At 42.7% G+C, this 14,540-nt stretch carries 8 protein-coding genes; all 8 read left to right on the top strand.

Annotation, left to right across the window (positions count from 1 at the left end; genetic code table 11):
* Positions 1-162 precede the first annotated feature (162 nt).
* The 8 genes from rlmN to OQ279_RS07615 all read left to right on the top strand — a co-directional run bounded on the left by rlmN (position 163) and on the right by OQ279_RS07615 (position 14,525).
* Positions 163-1,218: a dual-specificity RNA methyltransferase RlmN gene (rlmN, locus tag OQ279_RS07650; protein ID WP_266069278.1), complete on the top strand. Its 1,056-nt coding sequence runs from the start codon at positions 163-165 to the stop codon at positions 1,216-1,218.
* Positions 1,219-1,284: 66 nt separating this feature from the next.
* Entirely contained in the window at positions 1,285-2,262 is a 978-nt protein-coding gene (locus OQ279_RS07645; protein ID WP_266069276.1) for a polyprenyl synthetase family protein, read from the top strand.
* A gap of 176 nt (positions 2,263-2,438) precedes the next feature.
* Positions 2,439-5,183 (top strand): helix-turn-helix and ligand-binding sensor domain-containing protein, encoded by a 2,745-nt coding sequence (locus OQ279_RS07640; RefSeq protein ID WP_266069275.1) that lies wholly within the window; start codon positions 2,439-2,441, stop codon positions 5,181-5,183.
* Between the two features lie 219 nt (positions 5,184-5,402).
* Positions 5,403-8,408 carry a SusC/RagA family TonB-linked outer membrane protein gene (locus tag OQ279_RS07635; protein ID WP_266069274.1) on the top strand — a complete coding sequence of 1,002 codons (3,006 nt, stop codon included), beginning with the start codon at positions 5,403-5,405 and terminating at the stop codon, positions 8,406-8,408.
* Positions 8,409-8,420: 12 nt separating this feature from the next.
* Positions 8,421-9,998, top strand: a complete 1,578-nt coding sequence (locus OQ279_RS07630) for a RagB/SusD family nutrient uptake outer membrane protein (RefSeq protein ID WP_266069273.1) — start codon at positions 8,421-8,423, stop codon at positions 9,996-9,998.
* A 2-nt stretch (positions 9,999-10,000) separates the two neighbouring features.
* The gene (locus tag OQ279_RS07625; RefSeq protein WP_266069272.1) at positions 10,001-11,713 is read left to right on the top strand and encodes a LamG-like jellyroll fold domain-containing protein; all 1,713 of its coding nucleotides are present in this window, start codon (positions 10,001-10,003) and stop codon (positions 11,711-11,713) included.
* Between the two features lie 74 nt (positions 11,714-11,787).
* A complete protein-coding gene (locus tag OQ279_RS07620) occupies positions 11,788-13,131 on the top strand; it encodes a glucoamylase family protein (RefSeq protein ID WP_266069271.1) in 1,344 nt (447 codons plus the stop codon).
* A gap of 17 nt (positions 13,132-13,148) precedes the next feature.
* Positions 13,149-14,525, top strand: coding sequence for a glucoamylase family protein (locus OQ279_RS07615; protein WP_266069270.1), 1,377 nt, complete (start codon positions 13,149-13,151; stop codon positions 14,523-14,525).
* The last annotated feature ends 15 nt before the right edge of the window (positions 14,526-14,540 follow it).

Genomic DNA, 14,540 nt, shown 5'->3' with positions numbered 1-14,540 from the left:
CTATCGGCAGCAGATTTGTTAGAGTATCCAGATAGAATTTTCAGAAAAATTTTGATTCCGGAATTTTAGTGCAGAATTAAATTCTGGCTAACTTATTGATCCTCAAAAATGGCATTTTTAAAGAGGTATTATAAATCCCTTTTACTTTAGTATTTTTGCAGCGTGAAAGACAAGAAGAAAGACATACGGGCATTGACCAAAGAACAACTTCAGCAATTCTTTGTTTCTCAGGGGGATAAATCCTTCCGCGGAACTCAGGTTTATGAGTGGCTTTGGGGCAAAGGAGCCCATTCTTTTGAAGATATGACTAATATCTCAAAGGATACGCGTCAAATGCTGAATGAAAACTTCGTCATCAACCATATTCGGGTAGACCAGATGCAGCGAAGCAGTGACGGGACAATCAAAAACGCTGTAAAATTACATGATGATCTCACGGTAGAATCTGTGTTGATCCCTACCCCCTCAAGAACTACTGCTTGTGTTTCTTCGCAGGTTGGTTGTAGTTTGGATTGCAAATTTTGTGCAACCGCCAAACTTAAGCGCATGCGCAACCTGAATCCTGACGAAATTTATGATCAGGTAGTGGCAATAGACAATGAGAGCAGGCTGTATTTTGATAAGCCCCTCTCCAATATTGTGTTTATGGGCATGGGAGAACCCCTCATGAACTATAATAACGTGCTAAAGGCCATTGAAATGATCACTTCCCCCGAAGGATTGGGGATGTCGCCAAAACGTATTACAGTTTCTACTTCAGGGGTGCCAAAAATGATAAAAAGAATGGCCGATGAAGAAGTGAAATTTAAACTAGCTGTTTCCCTTCATTCAGCAATAGATGAAGTGAGAACTTCTATTATGCCATTTAATGCCACCTTTCCTTTAAATGATCTTAGGGAAGCGCTTGAATACTGGTATGCTAAAACAAAAAGCAGAATTACCTACGAATATGTGGTTTGGAAAGATATTAACGACAGCAGGAGGGATGTAGAAGCCCTTGTAAGGTTCTGTAAGTATGTACCGTGCAAAGTCAACCTCATTGAATATAACCCTATTGGCGATGATCATTTTAAACAGGCTCCCGAATCAACAACTAACCTGTATGTAAGGGAGCTGGAGCGCAATGGTATCACCTGTACCGTGCGCCGTTCGCGCGGAAAGGATATAGATGCGGCCTGTGGTCAACTTGCCAATAAGTCTAAAGAAGTTGCAGTTTAGAGATCCAAAAATGGCTTTTTTGGAAGGTGCTGAAAAATTATTCTTTTAACTATCTTAGCAGCCCTAATGAAGGTAATTTCTAAAATAAAGCTGCCGGTAGAGAAGGAGATGGAACTTTTTGAAAAGAAGTTCACTCAGTCGATGTCTTCAAAAGTGGCCTTGCTAAACAGGATCACGCACTTTATTGTAAACCGAAAGGGCAAACAAATGCGCCCTATGTTCGTTTTTCTCGTGGCCAAAATGGTTGCAGATGGGAAGGTGAACGAACGCACCTACAGGGGGGCTTCGGTAATTGAATTGATCCATACCGCTACTCTTGTTCACGATGATGTTGTAGATGATTCCAACCGCCGTCGTGGCTTCTTTTCCATCAATGCACTCTGGAAGAATAAAATTGCCGTTCTGGTAGGAGATTATCTGCTTTCAAAAGGTCTTTTACTGTCTATAGATAACAATGATTTTGATCTTCTTAAGATCATCTCGGTTGCTGTAAGGGAAATGAGTGAAGGGGAACTGCTACAAATAGAAAAAGCCCGCCGCCTCGATATCACTGAAGAGATCTACTACGAAATCATTAGGCAAAAGACAGCCACCTTAATTGCGGCCTGTTGTAGCCTTGGAGCTGCCTCTGTTCAACCCGATTCTAAAGAGGTAGAAAGGATGAGGCATTTTGGGGAGCTTATAGGAATGGCTTTTCAAATAAAAGATGACCTGTTTGATTACGGCAATGAACGTATAGGCAAACCCACAGGGATAGACATTAAAGAGCAAAAAATGACGCTGCCATTGATACATGTCTTAAATAAGATTTCGGCAAAAGAAAAAGCCTGGGTCATCAACTCGGTGAAAAACCATAATAAGGATGCGAAACGGGTAAGAGAAGTCATTGATTTTGTAAAAGAAAAAGGAGGTCTTGAATACGCTGTTTCAAAAATGCAGGCATTTCAACAAGAAGCATTGACTATGCTCGAAGAATATCCTCCTTCTCCATATAAGGATTCTCTCATCCTCATGGTAAACTACGTTATTGAACGTAAAAAGTAACTTCCAGGTTTTCTAAAACCTTTTTAAATTTTTCCATTATTTTTTTTGTTAAGGTAGAAGTGCGAAATACACTTCCATTTTTCAGTGGGATTGGTTCTGATATACCAGAAGGAAAAAAATTGTACTTTTATGCATTAAAAGTACTTGCACATTACTTGCTCAAATATTTTTTTGCTATGGAAATATTTCGATTTAATGTATTGGTAATCATTATTTTATCATTTACATCTACTACAGCACAGGAGCTTTCTCCACCTATACATAACTACTCTTCTTTTAGTTATAAGGCGGCCAGCCAGAATTGGGATATTGCACTTGATGAAAGCGGGGTGATTTATGTCGCGAACAACCAGGGCCTCTTATCTTTTGACGGGCAGCGATGGGAATTATTTGATCTCGAGAACCGTTCGGTTATAAGATCTGTGCTTCCTCATAAAGGAAAGATCTACACAGGTTCTTACCGGGAATTTGGTTACTGGGAAAGAGATACCAGGGGTGATATGTGTTATACTTCCCTTATTCCCCTTTTGGGCGAATATGAACTGCAGAGTGAGGAGTTCTGGGAAATTATTGCACATAAAGATGCTATTTATTTCAGGTCTTTTGGAGCAGTTTACCGGTACGAAAATGATAAAATCACTCCTGTGCAAAGAGTGAATGTCAATCAAATGGAGATCTATAAGGACAGGCTTGTGTTGGCGACAGGAGATTCCGGGCTCTTTTACTTAAATAACAATGGTGAAATGGAGCCGTTGCCCAACCAGGAAGTTCTAAAAGATGGGGTTGTAAGAGAACTTATTGTGCATGGGGATGAATTGTTAATTGGCTTAAAGGACGATATCTTTCTTTTTGACGGTGAGCATATTCGAAGGCTGGTTGATAAAGGACTTCAGGAGGAACTTCAGCAGTATGAGCTCAACCATGTATTATCTCTTTCTTCAGGGGAAATTCTAATTGGAACACTTAAAAATGGCATTATTCAGTTTAATGAAGACACCGGTGAAATCTTCTCGTATAACAGGTGGGACGGCCTGCAAAATAACACTGTTCTTGCCCTGGCCCAAAATAAAGGTAAAATCTGGTTGGGGCTTGATAATGGAATTGATGTCGTTGATATATATTCTCCTTTCAGGTTCTTTACCGATGAAAGTGGAGAATTGGGTTCTGTATATGATTTAAATTTTAAGGAGGACGATCTTTATCTCGCCAGTAATACCGGCGTTTTCAGGATGAATGATGAGAAGATAGAATTACTGGAGGGGGCCGAAGGTCATTCCTGGAATCTGGAGGTTCACGACGGGGTGATGTACAGTAACCATAACAACGGAACTTTTAAAATTGTAAATGACCGTTTTGTACCTATCGACAGGCGTACAGGAAGTTTCCAAATCTTAAAGAATGGTAACAAAAGATTTCTCATAGGAAGTTACACGGGAATAGATCTTTTTAATGAAAATACCGGCGAAGTGCAGCGCCTTAAGGGAATAGACTTTCCTGTAAAGCAGATGCTGCTAGAGAATACTTCTACCCTGTGGGTGACAGATTCTTATGAAGGTATCTACAGGGTAGGCCTAACTAGTGAAGGCGACAGTATTACTTCAGTAAAGAAGATAAGCACCTCAACCGGAGTAGGGAAGCAGGAAGCTGAACTGTACAGGGTGAATGGGCAAATTGTTGCTTTTACTGGTGGAGAGTGGTACCACTATAATCCCTTTACTCAAGATCTCGAATTATTATCTGAATGGCAGGAATATGAAGGCAAAAGGCTTTTAGGACAGGATGGTAAATATTTCTGGTTCATGGATTCCGAAAAGAATCTTTTAACCGTCACAAATTTTAAAGATGATAAGATCCTGGTAACGGCAGGTATGTTAAACAAGCGTACCGTAAAGAAAAATGAGCGGCTCATAAAGCTGAACGACTCCATTTACTACATCACCCTTCACGACGGTTTTGCCAGGCTTAATCTTAATGAGTTAAAGGATTTTAGTTCCCGGGAATTTTTGAGTACACCGGTAGTGCAGAAGCTGTACGACGGGACTAATTACTATGACCTTAATGTTATTCCCCATATTCCCTCCAGGCAGGCAAGGGAGGTGACGATTCTTACCGGTTTACCGGTTTCGGATGCGGTGGGAATGGAATACGAACTCGTGGGTAATAATACGGCTGCCGTGCGTGGGGAAGTGCAGGAAGGAAAGATTCAGTTTCAGAATTTACCATACGACCAGTATGAGCTGAGGTTAACAGCCGTGGGATCTCAGCAAAAAGCTTCGGTATTTAGTGCTTTCAGGTTTGTGGTAGATCCTCCATGGTATTTAAAAGATTACATGAAGGTGTTGTACCTCCTGTCTTTGTTGATGCTGGTTGTGCTCATCTACTATATAAATAAGCTGAAACTTCAGCAACATAGAAAGATACTCAAGGTCAGGTATCAAAAGGAGCATGAAGAGAGAATGAACAAGCTTGAGAAGGAGCAGCTTATTAATGAGATTAATATGAAGCGCAAAGAGCTGGCAAATTCTACCGTGATCGCTGCAAAGAAGAATGAAGTTCTTATGCAGATACAGGGGGAATTGAATAAAGACAAAGCAAAATTTTCAAATCAGTACAGGCTCAAACACATTATGAATAAGATAAATAATGCCGTACAGAATGATGATGAGTGGAAAGTCTTTGAAACTAATTTTAATGAGCTGCATGAAGATTTCTTCAGAGATTTACTAAGTAAATTTCCAAACTTAAGTAATAGAGATCTTAAACTTTGTGCCTACCTCAAGATGAATCTCACTTCAAAGGAAATTGCACCTTTAATGGGGATAAGTGTTAGGGGGGTTGAAGTACACAGGTACAGGCTTAGAAAGAAAATAAATGTAGATACTTCAGAAAACCTCACGAACTGGTTAATTGCCAACTTTTAGAAGGTTAAATAGCCTGCAAAAAGTCCAAAAACCACTACATCATTACTACGTCATACTATAATTTTTTGATTTAAATATTACTTCATCACGCTCGTAAGCTGCTTAAAAACAGTAACTTTATGAGTGTTTGCCTTTGATGTAGCAATTGTGTACTATAACGTTTTCGGGTAGCAGGGTTGTAATGTACTTTCATGTCAAATTTTGTAAACGGTTTACCCTATGAAAATTAGATTATTACTCACATTTGTAGCTCTCCTGTTCTGCGGAATAGGCTTTGCTCAACAACCAAAAACTATTTCGGGAACCATTGTTGGTGCCGATGGTATGCCTTTACCGGGTGCGGAGGTGAAGGTGATTGGGAAGAATATTTTTGACATTACCGACTTCGACGGAAATTTTGTTCTCGAAGGAGTGGTTGAAGGTGATACCTTCAGAGTTACTTTCCTGGGATTTAAGCCTCAGGAATTACCAGTAGTTGGAGCTAATGACTATCAGATTACTTTAGAGGAAGACGCTGCTGCCCTAGACGAGGTAGTGGTAGTTGGTTATGGTACCCAGAGAAAAGCTGATCTTACCGGTTCTATTGTTACTATTGAGTCTGAAGAAATAGAAAAGACGCCAACTTCAAACGTCATGCAGTCATTACAGGGAAAAGTGGCAGGGGTGCAAATCACTTCTGTAGGATCTCCGGGTAATTCGCCTAACGTGCGGGTGAGAGGTTTAGGTACTTACACAAGTGGTACTAATGTTCTTTATGTTGTTGATGGTGCCCTTTATGACAACATTGACTTTTTAAGTACAAAAGACATCAAATCTATCAATGTTTTAAAAGATGCATCTTCTTCAGCCATTTACGGCGTGAGAGCTGCAAACGGGGTGATTATTGTAGAGACCAAATCTGGTCGTATAAACCAGAAGCCCCAGTTTGAATATGATGGTTATACAGGGGTACAGAGGGCTCAGGATGTGGTTAAAATGGCTAATGCCGAACAGTTTACCACTATGGTGTACGAATCTGGCTCACAAGCCGATATCCAGTTCGTTCTTAATGCCATGCAACGCTTTGGGCGCAGCAGGGTTAATCCCAATGTTCCCGATGTGAATACCGACTGGTATGATGAGATTTTAAGAGAAGGCCTTATACAAAGTCACAGTATTGGCGTTTCGGGTGGGGGAGATAACGTAACCTATTCGGTTGGTGCTAACTACTTTGCACAGGAAGGTATCCTCGACATGAAGAATGAGTATGAAAGATTCAATATTCGTTCTAAGATGGATGTTGATATTACCGACAGGTTTAAAACCAGCGTGAACATGGTCTTTAGTAACGCAACCCAGTTTCAGCCCGATAATGCGGCCTGGTTTAATGCATATTTCGCGGTGCCCATCCTTCCGGTTATTGACCCTCTTAACACGGCAGCTTCGCCTGTGAGATATGCCAATGCCCAGCTTTTGGGTTACAGGAATACCCAAAACCCGCTTCCAATCACCAAATTCAATGAAGATCGTCTAAAGATCAGGAAGTTGTTGGCTACTATGGATTTTCAATATGAAATCATTGAAGATAAGCTGGATATAAAGACCACTTACAGTCATAACTTCTCGGCTTTAGAAGAGCGTTATGTGAACCTTCCATATACCCTGGGGAACAACTATGAGGTTCAATCTTCAATAAAGAGGGAAAACAACTCTTTCTCCAACCAGTACTGGGATAATGTTTTAACCTATAAAGACCAGATTGGCGACCACAGGTTTACGGCTATGGTAGGTACTTCTTTTAGAGATGAGGCTGTAAATGAACTTGAAGTAACCGGAGAAAGAATCAGGGGTATAGGCCTGGAGTCGAGCTGGTACTTAGATTTTGCCGATCCCGAGTCTTTCAATAATAACGTGAAAGAAATAGGAAAAAGATATTACGGGATGTCCTATTTTGGAAGGGTTTCCTACAGCTTTATGGACAGGTACCTGCTTTATGGAACCTTCAGGGCCGACGGATCTTCCAAATTTACACTAGATCCATGGGGTTATTTCCCTTCAGTTGGTTTAGGTTGGGTAATTTCCGAAGAAAATTTTATGGATAATGTAGGCGTAATTGATTTCCTGAAATTACGTGCTGCCTGGGGTAAACTTGGTAATGACAATGTTGCTGCCAGTGCCGGTTCTAATACTATTGATGTGGTTTCTGCACCTTTTGGCGATAACCCGCGCACAGGGATTGTCTCTACCAGCGTTTTTTCAAATAACACCTGGGAGGTCATAGAAGAACTTAACTTTGGGGTTGATCTTGAAGTTCTGGAAAACAGGTTGTCTCTTACTGCCGATTATTACATCAGGGATACCGAAAATGCCATTCTTCCGGTTTATATTCCTATTGTAGACCAAAGCATTGAGAGGAATTCTGGAGTAATTAGAAACCAGGGTCTTGAATTCAGTGGTAACTACTTCGGAAACATTGGAGAAGATTTTGAATTTTCTATAGGAGCAAACTTCACCACCCTTAAAAATGAAGCTACCCAAATTGAAGATGATAGAGGGTACATTGATTCCGGATCGGCAGAATTCCGTCAAAGAACTATTGAAGGCGGTCCTCTTTTTGGATTCTATGGCTATGAAAGAGTGGGGGTTTATCAAAACCAGGCGCAAATCGATGCAGATCCTATTGCAGTAAGTAATAACCTTGTTCCCGGAGATCTTATATACAGAGATCAAAACAACGACGGCATGATTACCGATGAAGACAGGGTGGTATTAGGATCATTCCTGCCCGATTTCACTTATGGGGGAAATATTGCAATGAACTATAAAGCTTTAGATTTTTCCATGAGCTTTTATGGCCAGGCCGGGAATAAAATCCTTAACCGAAGAAGAGGGGAGATTATTTTTACCAATGATACCAATATGGATGCCGATCTTGCCAATAACAGGTGGCATGGGGAAGGCACAAGTAATATTTATCCTTCTGCTGCCGGAATGCGCAAGGCATGGAACCAGCGCCTAAGTGATTTTTGGGTTGAGGATGGAGAATTCTTCAGAATTCAAACCATACAACTGGGCTATACTGTAGAACAGGAAGATTTACCATGGATGCGGGTATATGTTACTGCTGAAAGGCCTTTCTCTTTCTTCGACTATAACGGATTTACTCCTGAAGTGCCCGATGGTGTAGATAGACAAACCTATCCGGTGCCATCAATCTATACAGTGGGAATAAATGTTAAATTTTAATTGACAGACGAAATGAAAACTTCAAAAAATATATTTATCCGTCTTTCTGTACTGGTTTTGGCACTGGCAGTAAGCTCCTGTTCCGATAAACTCGATACACAGGAAGGTCAGCTCAATACAGGAGACATTGATTATACCGATGCCAGCCAGATGATAGACCCTTTAATAGGTGCTTATTATGAAATTAGCAGTCTTGGCTGGGAAGAACCTTTGCTATTGGGAGTTCGTGGTGATGATGTGAATTCTGGAGGGTTGGGTGACCAGCCCCTTTATACCGAAACCGATCTTTTTAATTACAATAAAGATTTCTGGATGTACAACCAGGTATGGAATTCTCATTACAATGACATCATCAACATGAATACTGCCATCTTGCAGATCGAGAATTTCATGGAATACGCCAACGAAACAAATTTTGCCCGTGGTGAGCAATACATTGCTGAAATCAAGGTAATACGAGCTTGGCTTCATTTCAATCTTGCCAGGAACTGGGAAGATATTTTCATCATTACTTCAAATCAACCTGAAGCCGAATTAGAGCAGGGAGTAGCGACAAAAGATGAAGTGATGCAGTTTATCTCTAATGAGATGGATGAGGTGATACCGCTTCTTCCAGATGCAAGACCAAATCAACGCACAGACCTGCCGGGAGGAATTACCCGTTACACCGCTTATGCTATGAAAGCCCTTTCTGAACAGGAACTTCAGAATTACCAGGGCGTGGCCGATGCTACAGGTGCTATTATAAATTCAGGCTTGTTTTCTCTTTACCCCGATTTTTATCAGCTGTTTAAGAAGCCGGGAGAATTGAGCAACGAAAGTTTACTTGAGTTCCAATATTCAGATTATGGATCTGAGTCGGGAGAGGCTTTTTACCACCTTTATGCGCCTTTCGGTCCACAAAACTGGGATCCTGCGAGAGACAACGCCGAGGCTGGATGGGGATTCTATGAGCCAAGCAACAAGTTCATTGGCTTCATGATTGACAGGAATGAAACCGTACGTCTTGAAACCAGCGTGTTATTCACTCCCGAAGGGATCGCAGAACTTCAGGCAGAGGGTTATACCATCCCTGCGTTTGTTAGCAATGTGACTCCTTCCGATGATGTGATCAACAATTATGTAAGAGCAAATTTTGCCAGTGGTAAACATTACCTGCCCTCTGTGCAACTTACCGATGGGCGTAATAACTACGGGGCCGGTAAGAACTTTATCGTGATAAGATATGCCGAGATCCTGCTTATGTATGCCGAAGCAGTGACAAGAGGTGCCAGTGCTACAGCAATTCCTGCCGATGAGGCCGTAAACCTGGTGAGGGAACGTGCCGATATGCCGGCACTATCAGGGGTGACTACTGAACAGGTGCTCGATGAAAAATTTGCCGAACTTGCTATGGAATGGGGAATAAGGTATTACGATATGATTCGTCTTGACAAATACCAGGAACTAAGCTACGATGGCAGAACATTCACCGCCGCCGATGAGTACCTGCCTTACCCACAGGCACAGGTTGACGCCTTACCTTTAGAAGCTACCAACGTAGATACTAATACGGCACTTAATGATGTATTATCAACTTTAAACAGGTAAAAATGAAAAATTTAAATATCAGAATTTTTGGCTTTCTTGCCTTCTTGTTTATCCTGGCAGGTTGTGAGCGCGAAGGGATTGATCCTATCACAAAGGTAGAACCAGGGCAGGATGAAGGAGCTCCACAAGTCAATATAAAATACCCCCAGCAGGGAACCGTGATCAAAGAAGCTTCAGAGCTTTCTAATATTACCATAGATCTTGCGGTTGAAGATGACATAGAGATTCAGGAGATCGTGGTTCTTGTAGATGGGCAGGAGGTAGAAACCTTCACCGAATTTACCGATTACCGTATAGCGCTCAAAAAGGTCACTTTTGAAGGGCTTTCAATGGGTGAGCATACAGTGACCGTGAGGGCTACAGATATTGAAGGTAAAGAGACCGTACAAACCACAACCTTCAGCAAAGAACCTCCATATACGCCTGTTTTTGAAAACGAGATATTCTACATGGCTTTTGATAAAAGTTTTATGGAGCTTATAGAGCTGGAAGAGCCCACTCAGGTTGGAGACCCGGGGTTTTCAGATGAAGCCAAAGAAGGAACAGGTTCTTACAAGGGGGCTGTAGATTCTTACCTCACTATACCTCTTGCTGAATTAGAAGATGAGTTTACTCTTGCTTTTTGGTACAAGATCGATCCCAGCACAGAGAGAGCTGGAATTTTAACAGCGACCGATGACAGTGATAGAAATCAGGGCTTCAGGTTATTTAGAGAACCTGCTGGCGCCGATGCCCAGGTAGTGAAATTAAATGTAGGTACCGGTGAGAGTGATATCTGGAACGATGGCGGTACTATTTCTACCGTAGAACCCGAATGGACGCACATTACCGTTACGGTTTCCCCAACAGGAACAGCAATTTATTTTAATGGCGTACTCGTAAGAGCTACTACGGTTGATAATGTTGCTATAGATTGGACAGGTGTTGAAAATCTTGTGATAGGCTCCGGACTCAACTTTAGTGATTGGGGACATAATTCAGATCCAAGTCTTATCGATGAGCTAAGGATCTTTGATGAGGCAATGACTGCGGAAGAAGTAAGCCTGATGGTGAACCCTCCTTCCGAAGATATATCCCTTTACCTGCCTTTCGATGGAAATTATAACGAACAGGTCTCCGGCCGAAGCATTAACGTGGTTGGGTCTCCTAAGTTTACGCAGGATGCTAAAGAAGGAAGTGAAGCTTATAAAGGGGCCGATGGAGCTTATCTAACCTTCCCTTCTCAAAATCTTTTAGACGAAGAGTTCAGTGCCACTTTCTGGTACAAGGTAAATGCCAGCCCAGATCGTGCGGGTATAATTTCCATTAGTGCCGTAAATCCTGAAGGGGCCAATAAAAATAACCTCACCAAAGGCTTCCAGTTATTTAGGGAAGCATCTGGCGACAGTCAGCGAATAAAAGCAAGTGTGGGTACAGGAGACGGAAATAGCTGGAATGACGGCGGATTAATAGATCCGGCTGCCGGTGAATGGGTGCATATTGGATTTGTGATCACCGAAAATAAGAGCAGGATCTACATCAATGGGGAACTTGCAACCGAAGCTCCCGTTACCGGAGGGGTTGACTGGACCGGTGCCGATCTTGTTTCGGTAATGTCTGGTGCTCCACGTTTTGTGGAATGGAACCACCTTTCCGATCAAAGTGCTATAGACGACCTGCGTTTCTACCGGGTTGCGCTAACAGAAGAGGAAATTGAAGCCGATATGAATAATTGATCATAAGCTTTGACACTCCTCAAAAATGCCATTTTTGAGGAGTGTTTTTCTAAATATTTACAAACTCCTACTAAATGAAAAGTCTTCTAAAATACTTTTCCCTGCTGAATATTGTCGTGCTTTTCCTTGCATGTTCAGATGATTCGGGACCGGGATATCAGGAACCCTACATTCCTGACCCTGGTAACGGCGAAGAACCGGTACCACAATTGAGCGATGAAGAACTGCTGGACCTGGTGCAGGAGCGCACTTTCAATTATTTTTGGGATTTTGCCGAACCCAACAGCGGCATGGCCCGCGAAAGGTCTCAAAATGATGCCTATGGCGGCGATGCTCCGCATATAGTTACCACCGGGGGCACAGGTTTTGGTCTGGCATCATTTCCCACGGCTGTAGAACGCGGCTGGATTAGTGAAGCTGAAGCTTTGGATCGATTGGACAGGATCTTGTCCTTTTTAGAAGAAGTCCCTATTTATCACGGGGCATTCTCTCACTGGTACATGGGGAATACCGCAAAAACAAGACCTTTTAGTAATCTTGATAACGGCGGTGATCTTGTGGAAACGGCATTTTTGATGCAGGGACTTCTGATCAACCGTGAATATTTCGACGACGCCCAAATTGATGAGCGAATTACCACTTTGTGGGAAAATGTAGAGTGGGACTGGTACACAAACGGGCAGAATGTGCTTTACTGGCACTGGTCGCCTTCTTATAAATTTGAGATTGGCCTTCCCATTAAAGGCTGGAACGAATCTTTAATTGTTTACGTTTTAGCCGCATCATCGCCAACACATCCAATTTCTTCGGAAGTTTACACCAATGGCTGGGCCTCAAACGGAGGGATCCTTACCAACAGGAACCATTACGGCCTAAACCTGCCCCTGGGGCCATCTTACGGCGGACCGCTATTTTTCAGCCACTATTCCTTCATTGGTTTAGATCCGCGTAACCTGGAAGATCAGTACGCCAATTACTGGCAGCAAAATACCAATCATACATTGATCAACTATGAATACGCGGTCCGTAATCCGAAGAATTTTGAAGGCTATGGCGAGAATTCCTGGGGCCTTACAGCTTCCGATAATCACCAGGGCTACGCCGCGCACAGCCCTACAAACGATTTAGGAGTCATTACGCCAACTGCGGCTTTGTCTTCTTTTCCCTATACACCGGAAAAATCTATGGCTGCGCTGCGGCATTTTTATGAAGATTTGAATGATGAACTCTGGGGCGAATATGGATTTTATGACGCTTTTTCTGAAGAACACAACTGGTTTTCTAACGGGTACCTGGCCATAGATCAGGGGCCTATAGTAGCCATGATCGAAAATTACCGCACCGGGCTTCCGTGGCGGCTTTTTATGGCGAATGAAGAAATTCAGGCGGGACTTGATAAACTTGGATTTACCTACTAAATCACAAAAACAATTAAATGCTGAAACAATATTCTATACTGGCTATTTTACTACTACTTTTAAGTGTGGGCTGCAAAGAAGGCCAGACAAAGGAGCAGGAGTTTGCAGCTGATAAATCTCAGCAAAAAAGTCTGTCAAAAGAGGCACTTTTGGATACCGTGCAAAAGCAAACCCTTAAATATTTCTGGGATTATGCCGAACCCAACAGCGGCATGGCCCGCGAGCGCTTTCACCCCGATGGCAATTACCCGCGCAATGATTCGCATGTGGTGACTACCGGCGGTTCAGGCTTTGGGCTCATGGCTATAGTGGCAGGAATGGAAAGGAATTTCATCCCTCGGGATTCTGCCGTTACCCGACTAAATAAGATTGCCGATTTTCTTGACAAAACTCCGAGGTTCCATGGCGCATGGCCGCATTGGATCAACGGGGAAACCGGCGACACCAAGGCCTTCGGAAAAAAAGATAATGGCGGGGATATTGTGGAAACTTCCTTTCTCGCACAGGGTTTTATTGTGGTAAGAGAGTATCTCAAAAATGGCACTGAAGCAGAACAGACCGTAGCCAAAAAGTACGACGACCTCTGGAAAGGCATCGAATGGAATTGGTACACCAATAACAAGAACGGGATCTACTGGCACTGGTCGCCTGTGTATGAATGGGAGATGGATTTTATGATAGAAGGTTATAATGAATGTTTGATCACCTATATCATGGCGGCATCGTCACCAGGCCACGCAATTGAACCTGCAGCCTATCACGAGGGCTGGGCCAGGGGCGGTGAAATTGTTTCTGAAGAAGAAGCTTATGGTTTGCCGCTAATTCTGAAGCACAACACTTCCGGAAGTAGGGGTGGTCCCCTTTTCTGGGCACATTATTCCTACCTTGGGTTAAATCCGAAAGGGCTTAGCGACCGGTATGCCAATTACTGGGATGTGAATGTAAACCACAGCCTCATCAATTATGAATATGCCCTGGAAAATCCGAAAGATTTTGAAACTTACAGCAAGAATTCCTGGGGCCTTACCGCCAGCTACACCCGAAATGAAGACGATGGTATAGGATATTCTGCACACTCACCCGATGATGACCGTGGCGTGGTTTCGCCAACTGCGGCCATTAGTTCACTCCCTTACACCCCAGAGAAATCTTTGGATGCCATGAGGTATTTTTATGAAGATTTGCATGAGTTATTGTGGGGACCTGCAGGATTTTATGACGCCTACAGCCTTGAGGGTGAAGATTGGGTGGCACCTTATTACCTTGCAATAGACCAGGGGCCGCAGGTGGTCATGATCGAGAACTATCGGTCTGGACTTATTTGGGATCTTTTTATGCAGGCTCCCGAAATACAGGAAGGATTGAAAAAACTGGATTTTACCATCCAAAAATGACATTTTTAGAACAGG

The sequence above is a fragment of the Salinimicrobium profundisediminis genome (genome assembly GCF_026241755.1).
GTDB classification, from domain to species: domain Bacteria; phylum Bacteroidota; class Bacteroidia; order Flavobacteriales; family Flavobacteriaceae; genus Salinimicrobium; species Salinimicrobium profundisediminis.
This window is presented reverse-complemented; position numbering and strand designations above follow the sequence as displayed.

Excerpts from the sequence above, each read along its gene's own strand:
- OQ279_RS07645 (WP_266069276.1), top strand. The coding sequence starts at position 1,285 with ATGAAGGTAATTTCTAAAATAAAGCTGCCGGTAGAGAAGGAGATGGAA.
- OQ279_RS07640 (WP_266069275.1), top strand. The coding sequence starts at position 2,439 with ATGGAAATATTTCGATTTAATGTATTGGTAATCATTATTTTATCATTT.
- OQ279_RS07635 (WP_266069274.1), top strand. The coding sequence starts at position 5,403 with ATGAAAATTAGATTATTACTCACATTTGTAGCTCTCCTGTTCTGCGGA.
- OQ279_RS07630 (WP_266069273.1), top strand. The coding sequence starts at position 8,421 with ATGAAAACTTCAAAAAATATATTTATCCGTCTTTCTGTACTGGTTTTG.
- OQ279_RS07625 (WP_266069272.1), top strand. The coding sequence starts at position 10,001 with ATGAAAAATTTAAATATCAGAATTTTTGGCTTTCTTGCCTTCTTGTTT.
- OQ279_RS07620 (WP_266069271.1), top strand. The coding sequence starts at position 11,788 with ATGAAAAGTCTTCTAAAATACTTTTCCCTGCTGAATATTGTCGTGCTT.
- OQ279_RS07615 (WP_266069270.1), top strand. The coding sequence starts at position 13,149 with ATGCTGAAACAATATTCTATACTGGCTATTTTACTACTACTTTTAAGT.